At 37.8% G+C, this 16,166-nt stretch carries 15 protein-coding genes; all 15 read right to left on the bottom strand.

What is annotated here, in order from left to right; all coding sequences use genetic code 11:
- Positions 1–5: 5 nt before the first annotated feature.
- Positions 6–1,055 (bottom strand): glycosyltransferase, encoded by a 1,050-nt coding sequence (locus C5Z25_RS10935; RefSeq protein WP_105452617.1) that lies wholly within the window; start codon positions 1,053–1,055, stop codon positions 6–8.
- Between the two features lie 23 nt (positions 1,056–1,078).
- Positions 1,079–1,996 (bottom strand): glycosyltransferase family 2 protein, encoded by a 918-nt coding sequence (locus C5Z25_RS10930; protein WP_105452616.1) that lies wholly within the window; start codon positions 1,994–1,996, stop codon positions 1,079–1,081.
- Between the two features lie 15 nt (positions 1,997–2,011).
- The gene (locus C5Z25_RS10925; RefSeq protein WP_105452615.1) at positions 2,012–2,788 is read right to left on the bottom strand and encodes a DUF4422 domain-containing protein; all 777 of its coding nucleotides are present in this window, start codon (positions 2,786–2,788) and stop codon (positions 2,012–2,014) included.
- 206 nt (positions 2,789–2,994) lie between these two features.
- Positions 2,995–4,083: an acyltransferase family protein gene (locus C5Z25_RS10920; protein WP_105452614.1), complete on the bottom strand. Its 1,089-nt coding sequence runs from the start codon at positions 4,081–4,083 to the stop codon at positions 2,995–2,997.
- Positions 4,058–5,176, bottom strand: coding sequence for a polysaccharide biosynthesis protein (locus C5Z25_RS10915; protein ID WP_105452613.1), 1,119 nt, complete (start codon positions 5,174–5,176; stop codon positions 4,058–4,060). Before C5Z25_RS10915 ends, C5Z25_RS10920 begins: the two co-directional genes overlap by 26 nt.
- Positions 5,169–6,461, bottom strand: a complete 1,293-nt coding sequence (locus C5Z25_RS10910; RefSeq protein ID WP_234002742.1) for a polysaccharide biosynthesis protein — start codon at positions 6,459–6,461, stop codon at positions 5,169–5,171. The genes C5Z25_RS10915 and C5Z25_RS10910 overlap by 8 nt, the downstream gene beginning before the upstream one ends.
- Positions 6,433–7,077, bottom strand: coding sequence for a polysaccharide biosynthesis protein (locus C5Z25_RS10905; RefSeq protein WP_199774910.1), 645 nt, complete (start codon positions 7,075–7,077; stop codon positions 6,433–6,435). Before C5Z25_RS10905 ends, C5Z25_RS10910 begins: the two co-directional genes overlap by 29 nt.
- A 12-nt stretch (positions 7,078–7,089) precedes the next feature.
- Complete coding sequence (locus tag C5Z25_RS10900; protein ID WP_105452612.1) at positions 7,090–8,217, bottom strand: polysaccharide biosynthesis protein; 1,128 nt, start codon at positions 8,215–8,217, stop codon at positions 7,090–7,092.
- 63 nt (positions 8,218–8,280) lie between these two features.
- Positions 8,281–9,402, bottom strand: coding sequence for a UDP-galactopyranose mutase (gene glf / locus C5Z25_RS10895; RefSeq protein WP_105452611.1), 1,122 nt, complete (start codon positions 9,400–9,402; stop codon positions 8,281–8,283).
- Positions 9,403–9,738: 336 nt separating this feature from the next.
- Positions 9,739–11,136: a lipopolysaccharide biosynthesis protein gene (locus C5Z25_RS10890; protein WP_105452610.1), complete on the bottom strand. Its 1,398-nt coding sequence runs from the start codon at positions 11,134–11,136 to the stop codon at positions 9,739–9,741.
- A gap of 17 nt (positions 11,137–11,153) precedes the next feature.
- On the bottom strand, positions 11,154–12,278 hold the full coding sequence (locus C5Z25_RS10885) for a polysaccharide pyruvyl transferase family protein (protein WP_105452609.1): 1,125 nt from the start codon (positions 12,276–12,278) through the stop codon (positions 11,154–11,156).
- Positions 12,279–12,308: 30 nt separating this feature from the next.
- Entirely contained in the window at positions 12,309–13,256 is a 948-nt protein-coding gene (locus C5Z25_RS10880) for a glycosyltransferase family 2 protein (RefSeq protein WP_158682942.1), read from the bottom strand.
- Positions 13,257–13,278: 22 nt separating this feature from the next.
- Complete coding sequence (locus tag C5Z25_RS12760) at positions 13,279–13,809, bottom strand: acyltransferase (protein WP_304598424.1); 531 nt, start codon at positions 13,807–13,809, stop codon at positions 13,279–13,281.
- A 1-nt stretch (position 13,810) separates the two neighbouring features.
- A complete protein-coding gene (locus C5Z25_RS10870; RefSeq protein ID WP_105452606.1) occupies positions 13,811–14,998 on the bottom strand; it encodes an O-antigen ligase family protein in 1,188 nt (395 codons plus the stop codon).
- 32 nt (positions 14,999–15,030) lie between these two features.
- Positions 15,031–16,152 (bottom strand): glycosyltransferase, encoded by a 1,122-nt coding sequence (locus tag C5Z25_RS10865; protein WP_105452605.1) that lies wholly within the window; start codon positions 16,150–16,152, stop codon positions 15,031–15,033.
- Between the last annotated feature and the right edge of the window lie 14 nt (positions 16,153–16,166).

The following is a 16,166-nucleotide window of genomic DNA, read 5'->3' as shown; positions in this document are numbered from 1 at the left end:
TTAAGTCACCTAACTTTATCTGGAATAGCGGTTACCTGTGCTAAAGCCTGCTCGACTGCGGTAACCGTATATGTGCCGGCTCGTAGTTGCGCGCCAACTTTAGCCACTTGGATCTGCATCGTGTGATACTCATCGGCTGTGACCGTGGCTAACTTAGTCGGTAATTCTGATAATCCTGAAATCACTAGGCCAACTTGCTGTGTCGTGACAAAATCAGCAATTGCAGCCTCAGCTGGCACAATCACAGGTAATCCTGATGACAAGTACAACGAGACCTTATGTGGATTATTATACTTTAAATATTGGCCAGCCAAACCAGTTAGCTCATCCGGTGTGTCACCATCCCAGACCAAACCAAACCCGTCTGGTAAACGGTCTTTTAAGTCATCCGGTGGAAAAATCCCTTGATAATGTAAATTAGCCTGTTCAAATTGCCGTTGGTTATCCAACATGCCAAACAAAAATAATTGATAAGCATCAGTGCTTGGTAACTGATACAAAAATGACGATTTATTCAAATTACCCGCAAATGAAATTTGATTTTGATCTGGTCGTACCCGTGGCATGTCCCGCGGCGCCTGCAAATAATCATAAATTTTTAGCGTAATCATGGGTAATGTTAACCCATGCGCTGTAAGTAATTGACTCATGGCTTGATTAGGCGAAATTAAAACCATGCCCATATTCAATAAACGCGTGACCCATTCAAGATTTTTATACCGTGGTAAATTAGCGACCCGGAGTACATCCACGTCATGTAATAAGATGATGATCTTAACGTTTTTTTGCCTTAATTGCTTAAATAATCGTTTTTCCCAGAAATGACCAAAATAAGTCGGATACTGGATTAATAAGACGTCCCCAGCTTCAACTTGTGCACAGATTTGATTGACCACGTGCTGACCCTGTAACTTTTCCAACTTAGACCTGAATTGAAATTGCTTAATTTCCTTAAACTGTAATTGGGTTAACAAAATCGTCGTCACATCAGCCTTAGCTTTGCTACCAGCATTATTTTTCTCATCGTAAACCACATTCAAGACAAACTTATGCATTACACTCACCCATATCCCTATCCTTATTTCGGCATATAATCATGATTAGCCCCCATCTTATGCCGAAAACCATCCAAAACACCACTTGCCGTCACCCGTAAAGCTGCACCACGTTGCCCTCGATACCGTCGGCCATCACGGACGATTTCAATCCCGCGCTCAACAATTTGCCCCAAGGCCCATAAATTGGCGCCAAGGCGATGCCGCCCAAGTTCGCGTACGGTTACGGTCCGATTGCGAAACCAATAATACTCTTTCCAATTCTGTTGGTACCCCTCATCCGGTCGTGGTTTGACAGTATGATGGACTAATACCGCTGGTGACACGTTCAAAATTTCCGTATTTTTCCGTAAGCGAATGGAATATTCAATATCATCCCACCAAATAAAGAAATCTTGACGTGGCATCCCAGTTTTAATCATTAAATCAAAGTTTATCACACAACCACAAAAGGTAAATAAATCGATGAAAAAATCATGCTGATAATCTAATTCCGGCACAGCTTGAGCATCAAAATGCGTCCAATTTTCCAGTCGTTGCCGTTGATCTAATTGCTTTGTTCCGTCCATAAATTCAACTGTTCCCGCAAAAGCCTTAATAGTTGGATGTTGCTTGGCGGCTTGGGCAATTTTTTCAAAATAGTCAGGCTCAAAAACAGCATCATCATCTGATAGTGACACCCAATCGGCTGTGGTTCGATAACGCTTAGCCACTTTAATCCCTTGGTAGAACCCACCCGCACCCCCGACGTTCTGTGGTAGCCGGATATAGTGTACCTGCGCATCTTGATAGTCGGCCATCATGGCGGCCGTCCCATCAGTTGAAGCGTTATCCACCACAATAATCTGCTGTGGTGGCAAACTTTGATTACACAGACTTTCAATGGCTTGCTTTAATAGTGCTTGCCGATTAAAAGTCACAATTACTGACACATATTTCATTGCGATTAGTTCTCCTTAAAAATGAGTGCGCTTTTTGGCGTTCGGTAAAAATTTTCGTTTTAATAAATTGAATCCTTTTGCCACTAATTGTTGTTTTTCCATATACATCACTGGAACTTCTGCACAAGAAATCTGATTCTTATGCAACCACACATCCAGTAATAATTCTGATAAATAACCGAACGCTCGGGCTTCAACCGCATCATAGTCCGAAATATCGATTGCCGCATCCACCGCAAATAAAATCGAAAACAACCATTTCGCATAGGCATCAAAATCTTTAGCTGACATGATCATCATGTTAAACATATGTGCTGAAGTCCGATGCATTACCGTATCGTAGCTATCTAAATAAGCCGGACACAGCTTTGCAATCACGACTCGGGCTTCATCGAGTGGTGCCGCCTGATGGGCATGAATATAATGTGAATAGTTCGATTCAATATAGTAATGCCGCTTTTTAGGGACAATGACTGTCCGATCATGTAGTAAATGGTCAATTTCAGTCTGGGTCAAAATGCCAGTTAACCGGTCTTTCGGTGTCAACGCTAAATAACGCCGATACTGCATGAGACCTTTAACTTCAGCATGGCAATTCTTCCAAATCCAATAAAGTGCCGTTAATTCGTTATAATTTGGATTTTTAGCTGAAATATTATCGCCGATATTATCCGCTTGATAGCCCATTGGTAACGTCCCATTAATATCCGCCCCAACGAATATTGGTTGATAGGTTTTATCAATTGGCATTTGGTAGCTTTTATGTGCTGCCACAAATATTTTAGTTGTCATAGTTTCCCCATTCTTTTGACTACGTTTTTATTAATCATGATGTATTCCCCAATAATTATCAAAGAAAAGCGGTGTTGCCATGGCGTTAAACCAATAAAAGGCTAAATTAAAAAAGTGGTTTAACTTACAATGTTTGTAATGATTTGTTTACTCACTGGTTTCAGCATTGTACACTGACGCACAGACCAGATTAGTCTGTGTGTCAGTTAATCTTTAACCATTTTCCGACGTAAATTAATTGTAAACGGATATTGCCGCATTAAATAACAACTCCGAATAACGGGTACTTTTGGCACTAAGAACATCGCAACGGTCACAAAACCAATACGATATAAAATCGTTACCACTGTGGCCCCGCCAGCCCCCATTAACAAGTCAACACGATGATATAGATGCCCCTCAATCCCGATCACGTTTAAATCAATCAGATGAAAACAGAGAATGATTAACGAGAGGCGGCCATACTGTTCGAGTAACTTTAAACCAGGACGACCATCAAACCGTGCTAGCCATGTACTCACTCTAAAAATACAGAGACTACCTGCAATACCGCCTCCAAAACTTAGTAATAGATTGGGCGAACTTGGCACATTCAAATTAAAATACCCCGAACGTGCACTGAGCACCCACAACAAGATGAACCCAATATAGTGCCAAGATTTAAGCCAATCTAAAATGTGATACTGCTTAATTAAAAAGCCTGCATATAAAAAGGATTGCGCAAACAATGCCGCATTCAAGGCCCACGGTAAGTAGATGACTTGGCCTAATCGACCGCCTAAAACAGTTAAGCCAACTACCCAGCTTAAACGAACTGCCACTGGATAATGTGTTCGCTGGGCAAGACTCATACCGCCATTAAAAAGCTGCATGGCAACAAACATACTTAGCAAAAACCACAACGCTCCGAGTGGTTGGACGGTTAATTGCCATGGTGCGAAGACGGCCGATCCCGCACCATATAAAATCGAAACAACGCCCGCCTTGGTTGACGTAAAATACCCCATTATCAGCGGATTGGCTGGCAATTGTAGGGCTACTATACTGATTAACAAGACTAAAATACTGGTGATGGCGTAAGGCACTAATAAATTCAAGCTGCCATTTTTCAATTCGCGCTGTAGTGGCCGCTGATGATATAAATAGCCACTCAAGATAAAGAAAATTGGCATGTGAAAAGCAAAAATCAAACTCCCAAGAAAGCCACCGGTATAAGGACCTAAAGTATGCCCCACGATGACTGCTAAAATAGCAATACCGCGGGCAATATCAATCCATTGAATCCTTGATTTCATTATTGTGGGCCTCCGTAAAGTCCATGAAAATGCTTGGAAACAGCTTGGTAATACCTGCAATGTGACTTAATACCATTGCAACTAAATAACTTATCAAAATCGTGGTCAGCACCCAGATTAGACTACCGATAAAAGGCCCCAGATACGGCGTTAAATCCATTAAGATTACTTTTAACGGCGCCAACACGACCCCTGTAATCAATAAAACACCATAACTCAAGCGTAAAAAATTAGTCGGCCGTAACCGATGCTTAGTGCTAAGTGGTCGATTTAAAATAAACGTCTCAATCGTGATGAAGAAGGTTAAGCAAGGAATCGCTTGAAACGTTTGCGTAAAGTTTTGCATGGCTATGACACCGAAATCACCTTCAAGTACAGATTGATACAGCGTGACCGCAATCATAATTGTGTAACAAACTAGTGATAAAATCCAAGCAATTAGGAGCTGTTCACGGGTAATCTTACGTACAAAATCCGTATGGACTAACCAATAACCCATTAAGGGAAAGAACGCCCCACCCTGTAACGCAACTGGGAGATTAATATAAATACTCGACAGCCCAAATAAATACCCCACAACCGGGAAAACGCCCACAAAAATCAATTCGACAATCACTAAATATTTGATTGTCATCGCATCAGCATGCTTAGCAACTACTCTTAAAATCGGTAGTGTGACGAAAAAGGCGATAATGCCATACAACGTATCATACGTGCTGAATGGTCCCTGAACGAGCTCTGAAAAAAAGGTTGCTGAATTAAAATGATGCAATTGTTGCGTTGTTGCTAACCCATAAACGTAATAAATTAACGAAAATAAGGTAATCCCGCCAATAATGGTGATAATATACCGGACCAAGCGAGCAAAGGAATAATTCGTCTGCTTTAATTGATAAGCACCTAGCGCCATTAACAACAGGTCAGGCCCCGCCGCCACTAACATGGTCACCACCATTTGCGGATAAAATCCCAGCTTTGTGGGTTGTAAAGCGAAGGCGAACAAGCCATCACTCCCGGTACTAGCAAGCAGGATTAGAAAAATTGCCAATAAAACTACGGTGTACTGTAACCAATAAAATTGTCGCCTACTCATAGTGCCTCCTAAAATTTGGTTGCCGATGCGACTTGGCCTGCTCAGTTTCCACATTTGTACTCGCTGGTAACATTACAACTTGCTTTTCAAATGCCGGACCAATCTGTGTCTGGTAACGAGGTAAAACCGCAAAGAACGCCAGAATAAAGATATTATAAGTCACCTCCAACAAATGTTGATCGAAACCACTACTAAAGGCAATGGCGACAAAGATAATGGGCAGCAAGTAGTCGTTAGCTTTACTACGCTGATAGAGGAAAAAGCTTGTTCCAATCACAATAACTAATGTTAGTAAGACCCCATACGCAATCAACATATTCAAATAAGAAGAATCAATATAAAAATAGGTTAAATCCCCAATGCCATTTTTAAACGTGGCTACCCGGGACCCACCCCAACCATTGACATAAATTGGCGATTGACCCAGCAATTTAAAGCCATAGGCCAAGATCGCATTATTGCCTAGCGATAACCGTGATGAAAACAAGGTGTTTAATTTCAGAAAGATGCGCTCGTGATAATTAAAGCCGGCCGACAGTTGCACAATCACAACACTCATAACTGGCATCGCTAAAAATGCATAGCGTAGTATTACGGCGATGAACCAATGCTGCTTTAATTGACGCCGATAAATGTAAATGACGTATAACACTAACAAAACTAGCATTGCCAAGACATCGGTCAACGTCTTAGTAAATAAGTAAACAACCATTAGCGCCAGCCCCACCGGCAACAAATCAATAATTCTAAAAGCCTGAGCTCGCAAATATAAATAAGCACAACTCAAGTAAAAGACATGCGCCGCAAAATCGGTCGTATATACAACCCCAAAAGACTGCCGGACGCCATCACTGGTTACAAACGTAATATTGGCGATTAGCCCCAGTTCAGCCGCAATAAAAGCTGCCAACAAAATGCCCCCAACAACAATCAGATACAACTTAACAATTTGTCTAAAAGAAACTTGGCGGGCCGCCATGGCTAATAATACCGTCGTCATTAAGTAATGGGCCCCCGACGTGAGCGCTACCACCACAACCAACCCTAACAAACTAAGCTGTCGTATCACTTGGCCACTGGTTAAATCATCTAGCCCAACAATTTTGGCAAACATAACCGCGATCGTGCCTATCTGAATCAACGATCCAACAATGTGCGGGTAATACGCATTAAACGTTGTCGTTTGAATAGTGACTGAAATCAAGTAAGCAGCTAAGGTAATGAGATATAAATTCTCTGGTTTTAGTAGGCGGCTTTTAGAAATTTGCTTTTTTATTTTTTGCATGCCACCCACCTTTCTCGCCAGTGAAGTACGCACTGACGTACGGCACTAATAGTGCCAAGATAAGACCCACAATTAAGGAGAATTTATAAACTGAACCTGTAATTCGATTAGGTTCAAAAATCACCGCACGCGTCGTTGAACTGATTCGATACCGTTTTAAGTGCCGTAACGACTTTGTCACCGCATAATCAAATGCCACCGCATTCTGTTGGGCAATCGTTTTAGACGTACTTGAAACTGACAGTCGTAACACGGGTTGCTGATGACGGGCCACAGCTTGAACGGACTCACTTAAATCACCAACCGGTTGCCAAATGCCAAACCGCATATAGGCATACTCACTGGCAGTATATAAAACGTCCGGTTGACGTGGCATAACATTAAATTGGGTGACATTGTTAATATCCTGGCGACGCATTTTTTGCCGTTGCTGCTGCGTTTGCCGCTTGGTGGCAGTTTGTTGAATGCTAATATCAACTCGGGCCGTATATACCGGCTTAGCTAATGTCCGATTAACCAGCCAACCACCACCAAGACTAAGTAGTAACACAAATAACTCGATTGGTAACCACTTCCAAGCCAGCCGTAACCGCTCTTTAGGTTTATAGACTAACATTCACATTCCTCACTAATACTCATGATTAACGACCTCAAATCGATACCATGAAAAATCGGTTATTAGATCACGTTGCCGCCCAGTCGGCTTAAACTTGGCCGTTAACTCCCGATAAGCCGGCCCAGATTGAACACCCTGGCGATTAATCACGTTATATACCAAGCGATAACCGGTTTTGCGTTTGGGCAACAAAGCCACTGAATTAACCGTAACTTTAGTCGGCCGTTTAACTCGTTTCACTAATTTAAAAGGTCCCGTTAATTTTTTCGCCTGATAAATATTAAAATAACGTTTGGTCGTCTGAACGGTATAAATCCGCTGATTACGCTGATTCATGGTAAAAGTAACGGGTTCAATGGTTGATTTCAGGTGAAGTGATTGCCAGTTAGCCACTGTTAAACGGGCCGACTTAACGCGCCCAGCATAATACTGACGCTTACCTGAACGGCGATTTTTACCAGTTACCACCAGTGTTGATGCCCCGTTCTTGGCTGGCATCGTCGCAATCACCTGACCATCCTTGAACACCGAATTACTAAAAGTCGTGGTACTTTGATGCCAATCAACAAAATTCGTAGTCATATAGGTCTTGGCGCCGTCAAATAAATACAAGCGTTGTTGCACATAGAGTATTACCGGCTTAGTCATCTTAGTTTTAGGATAACTAATCGGTAATTTTGTCCAAGTCTTACCATCATCACTCGTACTAATCCGTGCCACTGTGTTTTTATTTTTGACATTAACCAGTTGTTGCCCATTTAGCACCGGTTGATTAACCGATTGCGTGCCAACGCTCAAATATTTAGCTGTCGCTAACCGATGCTGAATCTGAGTTTGGCTTAAGGTCGATTTATAGGTCAGGTGCACCACTTGATTCTGCCGTGGCAACCGCGTTGGCAACGGATTGGCTGTCGTTAATTCATAGCCACTAAGCGTTGCCTTAAATAGATTGCGGTGCCCAGCTTTCCCCACCAACTTGATTGGTGAGGGCGACACAATCGGCGTGCCATTCTCATCCTTTTGATAAATTTGAATGACGGTATCTTGACCCTTTTGGATACTGATTGCATAGATTGAATAACCTAAGATTGCGATGAAGCCAAGCATACCAACAATAATTACTGCTAATCTCTTTTTCATATAACCCCCATCAGAAGAAAATTGACCTCAATTTCTGTAGGTGTTTTTCTACTTTATGCCGCTTTAATTCAATTCAGCTGCCACAGTCACTAGTGCAGCGTGAATTACTTGATGCATATCATAATAACGATATTGTCCTAATCGTCCACCGAAAATAACATGACCTTCTTGTTTTGCTAATGCCGCATATTGCTTATATAGCGTGTTATTTCGGGTGTTATTTACGGGATAGTAAGGCTCATCACCCCGTTGCCAATCAGCGGGATATTCCCTAGTAATCACAGTCTTATCTTGATTGCCCTTACCAAATTCAAAGTGCTTATGCTCAATAATCCGCGTATATGGCGTTTCGGCGTCCGTATAATTAACCACCGCGTTACCTTGATAGTTATCAACAGGCAATGTTTCACTTTCAAAGCGCAAAGAACGGTAAGCTAACTCCCCTAATTGATAGTCAAAATATTGATCAATCATACCGGTAAAAATCACTTTTGGGGCCATTTTTAGATAATCAGCCTTATGCGCAAAGAAATCGACCCCTGTTTCAACGTCAATCTCAGGATGAGCTAGCATTTTTTCAACGATTTGCGTATAACCACCAACGGGAATCCCCTGGTAAGTGTCATTGAAATAATTGTTATCATAGGTATAGCGTACGGGTAAGCGTCGAATAATAAAAGCCGGCAAATCAGTTGCTTTTTGCCCCCATTGTTTTTCGGTATAGCCCTTGATTAACTTTTGATAAATATCGGTTCCAATCAATGCGATGGCTTGTTCTTCCAAGTTCTTAGGTTGCCCGCTAGCTTGAACCGCCGCTTTTTGAGCCTCTATCTTCGCCTTGGCTTCCGCAGGGGTACGCACGCCCCATAATTTACTGAAAGTGTTCATATTGAACGGCAAGTTATACATTTGTCCCTGATAATTCGCAATCGGACTGTTCGTATACCGATTGAACGTCGCAAACTGATTTACATAGTCCCAGATACTTTGATCTGACGTATGGAAAATATGAGCGCCATACTGATGAACCTGGATGCCTTCAATTTCTTTCGTATAAATATTGCCGGCAACGTGATTGCGCTTTTCAATCACCTTAACGTGCTTGCCACGTAGCGCAGCTTCATGCGCAAAGACGGCCCCAAACAATCCAGCCCCCACGACAAGATAGTCATATTTCTTATTCATAAATGGTTTCCCCCAAATAAACTTTTATCGTGATATTATATCAAAGAAATGCACGAAAAGAAGCCATTTACATACGGGTATCCCTGTCACGACGGCTTTTTACTGGTTGTTTTAATTAACTTTACTTTCTTGAATAATGAAATAATAATATTTAATTTTTGGAAAATTAGGAAATGATTTGTAGACATAGTATGTATTTTTAGCTGATGTGATTTGGATAATGTTTTTGGCATGGATGATGGCGTGATGTAATTATTTATGGGTAGAAAAAAATTAAAAAATATTGCAAAAAAACATCCAGTCAGCAAAGTGGCTAGATGTTAGCTTACAAAAAGTTCATTTAAAATGAGATACCATATTATCTAACAAGGACTTCATAATAGGAATGAAAGGTTTTAGATTAATTAAAGCTATAGAAATAATTGTTATTAGCGTAACAGCAAAGTTTAATGGCGTTAATTTAATATAAAGCAACCCGATTTCGACAAATATTATTAATTGCGAAAAAAGGAGTTTTTTCCAATTAATATGTATACTAATAAACTTTCTCGTTCCACGAATTCTCAATATCATAACCATAAAGAAAGAAATCGCTGCTCCAACACCTGCACCCACTACACCAAACATTGGAATCATAATAAGATTCATGGCGACATTGACTATTGCTCCAATTATTGTCGTTGTAAAAAGTTCTCCAGTTCTCATCGATGATGTATAAACCGTTCCTAAAAATGATGAAATGCTTGAATATAAAACAGCTAAGGCAAGCCAAGGTACAATCTGCCAAGCGGAAAAGTAAGCTGGTGTTGAAAGTAACTTGACCAAAACTTTAGAAAATACGGTTAATAAAGAAACGCCGACTAATAATGCACTAAGGGTTGCATTTAACACTGTACTAAAGAATTGGCCCGCATGTTTATTCCTAAATTCCTCAACAGCCGATATCTGCCAAGCCTGCGTGAATATTGTATAAAACACTGAAATTAATGATGGTATCTTATTAGCAACCGCATAAATACCATTTGCTGAGGCACCTATCATTATTGAAATAAAAATTTTATTTGCCGAATTGCTCAACCACCAAGAAACCATATTGGGAATTAACGGCATACTATAAATGAGCATTCTAATCACAAGCTCTTTATTAATCTTGCTAATTTTAATAAAACGCCATGCTCTTAATTCTATCACCAAAAACACAGCACCACTAACTTGAGCAATTAGCATAGACGCTAAATAGCCATTTAGATTCCAACCTAAAATGACAATTAATATAATATTGCTAATAACTGTAATTAATGTCATAAATATGCCAGTAATCGCATATAACCGTGATTTTCCGACACCGCGGGCGAATTGCTGAAACATAGATTCAATAGCACTAGCATAAGTTAAAATACCAACATACACTGCATAATGGAAACGTGAAATTATGGGTAATAATAATATAAATACAGCAATACTTAACAAACTTAACAGAACACCATTTGTTAACACTTGTCCATTGTCAGAATCTTTATCCATAGCAAATCTAAAAACAGCATCAATAATTGATAACGTTAAAATAGGTGTTAATAAGCTTACTAATGTTGATAACACATCTGATTGACCATACTGAGAAGTAGTTAAATATCTAGTATACAACGGAACCATTACAAAGGTAATCATCTTACTACCTAAATTACCTATTGCAAAAACAACTGAGTTAGAAAATAATTTTTTATATTTATCCATGTCCACCCCTCGTACAACTAACCTTTTCCGTGAAGTTTCATGTAACGATCCAGAAAGTAAAACTGCTTTTCAGCTATTTTGCTGATTGGCGTAACATCATCAATAGTATTCATTTTATTCTCATCAAATTCGACTTTCTCGTTAGACAATATTAATAAATTTGTATAGTATTGCTCTTTAAAAATATCCTGAACAACCTGTTCGGTTTTATCACTATATGATAATACCCACTGCTTAATACCAAATAGCCAGCCTAGAATCATCGAATGATACCGTGTGCTAATTAATAATGAACTATTTTTAATGCATTCGACTTTTTTCATATTATCAGTTGTATTCAAAATTTCTATATCAGCTTCTGGAAAAACACTTTTCACTTGAGTTGCAATCTTTTTACTGATTACAAAATCATTTTGATTATTACTAAAGGGTACAAACTTTATTGCATATTTTTGGACGATCAATTTCATCAAAGCCTGTTTAACCACCGCCTCGTATTCAAGTGCTAGTGAAGACAGCCCTTCATCACGTGAAGCATCAGTCATTGATAAATCAATGACTGACACTGCCACATATTTTCTTTTCGACAAAACCATATGCGTGATTATATTTTCAACAGGTTTCATCGTAAAAACAACATCAGGCGCATATTCAACATTGCCTAAATCTGAAAAAAGTGAAAATGTTTTTTTATCTCGAAAAACAGAACCTTCTATTTGATTAAAGAAATCATGATAAGATTCAAAAAAATCATTCGAATGAAAGGGGCCAAAATTACTGCCAATCACAAAATAATGTTCAAATTTAGAAGCCAAGTATTTTCTTTCCAAATCTACACCCGAATGTTCAGGCCGTTCAGGAAAAATTGAACCTCCAATTTCCACAATTGCATGATATCGATAACTCAATAAGCTATAAATACCACCCTTCAGAAATATTTTTGTGAAACGATTAATAGCTCTAAAAAAAATCCCTTTAGTAATAACTTTTACATTTGAGATATTGTTGTATGCCTTTTTAAACTCAGGATCAACAAAAACTTCAAAATTTGTATCAGGATACCTTTGCGCTAAAATTAATAAGAACAAATCATCGCCCAGATTATTCTTCAAATAACACTTCACTAGTATTTTCTTTGTCATTATCCACCTCCTAAACAATACCCAAAATCATTATAAAATACTTACGAGCACTAACTTTAATTTTTGTTTTATATTAAACTCAGAACTTTTAAGTGCTAATCCAAGATTAGCTTGAATAAAATGTTTCATTTCTAATTTCAGCCTAGTGTTAAATTTATATTTTTTGATTCTGCCAAGTAACTTATTGGCTACCCTTATTTTTTTCATGGTAAAAAGATTACTTTGAAAAATATAACCATTGGTAGCTTGTCTTAGCGATTTCTGCGCCTGAATAAGCGCTTGCCATTCAGATAACCATCTTTCATCAAATTCAGTCGCAACTTTATAATTTTGCATTGTATTTTGTCCAATAAAATAATGATATAGCGTATCGGGAATTTCAGTCCAGCATTCAATATGGGTAATATAATCAACCAAAAAAAGTAAATCTTCGCCAATAGAAATTTCAGTGTTGAAATAAATAGAATTTTTTTTAATGATTTCCTTAAAAAAAATTTTATTCCATAAGGCTGAACATACACTATGATGCAGAATCACTTTCTGAACGAGTACATCCAAGTTTTGATAATTAGTTGTTTCTGAATATTTAAATAATTCAATATTTTGACTAGTAACTTCTGTATAACCGCACGTTACTAATTCAACTGGTCTATTTTTAGCAGCATTGGCTAATTTCTCCACATAGGTTGGCTCAAACTCATCATCAATATCTACGAAAATTAAAAATTCACCTTTTGCTTCACTTATTCCACGATTGCGAGCTTTTGAAACACCAGCATTTTCCTGATGAAAGTACTTCACTTGAGGATTTCTATCACTCGCAACTTTCAGCTGTTCCAAGGTTTTATCACTGGATCCATCATCGATTAACAACGCCTCAAAATTTTTATACGTTTGATCCTGAATCATTTTAAAAAATGAAGTTAAATATTGCGAGGCATTATAAACTGGTACAATTAGAGAAACTAAAGCATCCATTATTTCCATCCTTAGATTATATTTACCAAAAGCTCGAGATGTTTTTTGCAGGGATTCCGCCCACAAGAGTACTGGCAGATACATCCTTTACTACTACGGCTCCTGCAGCCACCACTGCGTTATCGCCAATATGAACCCCCTTAGCAATCACCGCATTGGCACCAATCCAAACATTATTTCCAATACAAACGGGATTACAAATATAACCATTATTGGACTTACGATAATCATGATCATGATCAATAATTACAACATTATTAGCAATTTTACAATCATTCCCAATAGTAATACTTTCCAAGGCAGTAATGCTGACATTATAATTAAAAAAATTATTATCTCCAATCGATATGACAGCATCTTTAGTTTTTAACTTCAAACCTTCACGAACATTATTATTAGCACCAATATCAATGTTTGATTTTCCATCAATTGATATTCTCAACCCTTTTTCCCAACGCCTTTGACCTGGATTAACCTGTAATTTACCATGATTAAATAAACGAATAAAAGAAAATCTTAACCAGGTATAACTCATTTTTATAACCTTTTTCACATTATTCTCCATTATCTAATTCTAAAGGATCGTTTTCCTGGGTACCTAATTCCCGTAACTGTTGTGCACATGAACAAAGTACGGGTAAAATATAAAAATAGGCATAATAACTTGTTATTTCAGTCAAAACTGCAAAACAAGTAGCAAGAACTGCGGCAGTTAATATATTAGCGGTTCTTTTGTCGATATTTCTTAAATTGTTTACAGCTAAATAGTATGCCAATAGTAGTAACGCACAGGAAATCAGACCGCCATCATGCAACAATTGTAATAACATATCATGTGCGGGAGCTAACGTTGGTGCCCACCATACATAAACAAAGCCACCGTCACCCTTTTCTCCAAAACCAGTGAATAAACTTGTTTTGATCACTTTTATAGCAGCATTCCAAATTTCAATGCGTCCATGAAAATCAAGTGATTTATGAAGTAAATTAACAATAATAAAAGAAAAAAGACTTTGAATTCTGAAAAAGACAATTGATATTATAAAACCAATTCCAACAAGCAACGAAGTTCTCGGCGGAATTCTCCAAGAATAATGATCACTAATCATAACTACTAATAATAGTATTAGAACAACGAAGATGCCAGTTGCTACCCACTTTACCAATAATTGAACTACTACTATTACTAGCGCGGTAATGCTAATTTTTGAAAATAATTTGTGCTCACTGAACCATGATAATAATAGAGAGAGAGTAATTAACGGTACCGCACTATCCGTAAACCGCGTTCGCAATCCAAAAACATAATATGGAACCCCATTATTAACTACCATACCGTTTGTAAAACAACTTAGTAAGTTAAAAGAGGATAAACCAAGCATGACATAAAATAATCCCCATAACGTATCCATAGGTGCACTTTTAAGTCCAAGTTCAATTGCTAATGTTAATCCTAAAATAAAAACAGTTCGTCCTAACGATGTTTTATCAATATTGCCATTCTTAATTAAAGAAATTAATCCGATGTAAAAGCGCCATAAAAATATCACTCCAAAGTAAGGAGAAAATTGTCTTTTCTTAATATAAATATATATTAAGAAAAGACAATTGAAAATCTCCCACAATAAAAAGAATGCATTGATTCTAGCATGAAAATTTAAAAATTCTGGCTCTAAAAATGGTAGTATTAAAAAAACTATAAATAATCGATTATTTAATGACACCTTTTTTATTTTAGTCATACACCCATCCCAATCCTAAAGTCTAGCTCAACCTATTTATTCTCATAAATTTTTTCTAAGTCTTGGGCAACTTGTGTTAGTGAGTACCCGGCTTCCATAACCATCTTTACTTGTACTCGACGCGCAACAGCATCGTTTTTATTAGCTAACATTTCATTTATTCTTTTTGCCCACTCTGTTTTGTCAGAATTTAACGAGATAAAATCATTACGTTGTGTTAAATCTACTTCTGAAGTAATAACATCTGAAAAAACACAACCCATTCCAGCTGCTTGAGCCTCTACACCAACTACCGGTAACCCTTCATAAAGAGATGGTAACAACAACAAGTCACTCATGCTCATTAATTGACTAACATCCTCACGTAAATTTAAAAATAAAACTTTTGAAGATATACCCAAATTATTAGCTAATTGCTTAATATTATCTTGAAGTTCTCCAGCACCTACCAATACCAATCTAGCATTGTTATTAGTTTGACACACTTCACTAAATACTTTCAAAATAAATTTATGGTTTTTTTGTTGTGTAAACCTGCCAACATGCAGAATAACATCCTTATCAACCAAATCTAATTTTTCACGATACTCATCTCTTATAGCTTTTGAAAACTCAAATTGTTTAATGTTAACTGCATTTTTTATTAATTCATATTGTTTTTTTTCATATCGTTGCTTAGTAAACATATATTTTGCAGCCTTATTGGAACATGCAAAATAATCCGTTGGTCCCCATTCTAATAACGGTCTTGCAAACGACATCATCAGCTTTTTTACATGACTATCATTACCAGCATTATGTGAATGTACAATAATTTTAGGAACACCACACAACTTTGCAATCCAAGCAACTTGGATATTAAATAACGTTGATCCTGAATTGATATGAACGACTTGATACTGTTGATTTTTAATTAATTCACCCAATCGATGAAAGAATTCCCATTTCCGTTGTAATAGATTCCCGGACGTCTTTAATTCAATAATTCTCCCGCCCATGGCTTCAATTCTATTTTTTTTCGTTGTAAACGATGATTTTTTTGGTGCCACAAAGTCAAATGTGATTTTTCTATGATCCATTTCTGAATATAAATTAAAAAGCATTGACGAAACTCCACCAAAAGACTCACCTAGATTAATTTGCATAACTTTCATTGTATTTACTCCAC

Origin of the sequence: Lactobacillus sp. CBA3605 (assembly GCF_002970915.1) — a bacterium.
GTDB lineage: Bacteria > Bacillota > Bacilli > Lactobacillales > Lactobacillaceae > Lactiplantibacillus.
The sequence above is the reverse complement of the archived record's forward strand: the minus strand, read 5'-3'. Positions and strand labels throughout refer to the sequence as shown.

Bases quoted from the DNA above. Each gene is read 5' to 3' on its own strand.
- C5Z25_RS10910 (WP_234002742.1), bottom strand. From the start codon at position 6,461: ATGCAAAAAATAAAAAAGCAAATTTCTAAAAGCCGCCTACTAAAACCA.
- glf (WP_105452611.1), bottom strand. From the start codon at position 9,402: ATGAATAAGAAATATGACTATCTTGTCGTGGGGGCTGGATTGTTTGGG.
- C5Z25_RS10915 (WP_105452613.1), bottom strand. From the start codon at position 5,176: ATGAGTAGGCGACAATTTTATTGGTTACAGTACACCGTAGTTTTATTG.
- C5Z25_RS10930 (WP_105452616.1), bottom strand. From the start codon at position 1,996: ATGAAATATGTGTCAGTAATTGTGACTTTTAATCGGCAAGCACTATTA.
- C5Z25_RS10885 (WP_105452609.1), bottom strand. From the start codon at position 12,278: ATGACAAAGAAAATACTAGTGAAGTGTTATTTGAAGAATAATCTGGGC.
- C5Z25_RS10905 (WP_199774910.1), bottom strand. From the start codon at position 7,077: ATGTTAGTCTATAAACCTAAAGAGCGGTTACGGCTGGCTTGGAAGTGG.
- C5Z25_RS10865 (WP_105452605.1), bottom strand. From the start codon at position 16,152: ATGAAAGTTATGCAAATTAATCTAGGTGAGTCTTTTGGTGGAGTTTCG.
- C5Z25_RS10920 (WP_105452614.1), bottom strand. From the start codon at position 4,083: ATGAAATCAAGGATTCAATGGATTGATATTGCCCGCGGTATTGCTATT.
- C5Z25_RS10890 (WP_105452610.1), bottom strand. From the start codon at position 11,136: ATGGATAAATATAAAAAATTATTTTCTAACTCAGTTGTTTTTGCAATA.
- C5Z25_RS10900 (WP_105452612.1), bottom strand. From the start codon at position 8,217: ATGAAAAAGAGATTAGCAGTAATTATTGTTGGTATGCTTGGCTTCATC.
- C5Z25_RS10935 (WP_105452617.1), bottom strand. From the start codon at position 1,055: ATGCATAAGTTTGTCTTGAATGTGGTTTACGATGAGAAAAATAATGCT.
- C5Z25_RS10880 (WP_158682942.1), bottom strand. From the start codon at position 13,256: ATGGATGCTTTAGTTTCTCTAATTGTACCAGTTTATAATGCCTCGCAA.
- C5Z25_RS10870 (WP_105452606.1), bottom strand. From the start codon at position 14,998: ATGACTAAAATAAAAAAGGTGTCATTAAATAATCGATTATTTATAGTT.
- C5Z25_RS10925 (WP_105452615.1), bottom strand. From the start codon at position 2,788: ATGACAACTAAAATATTTGTGGCAGCACATAAAAGCTACCAAATGCCA.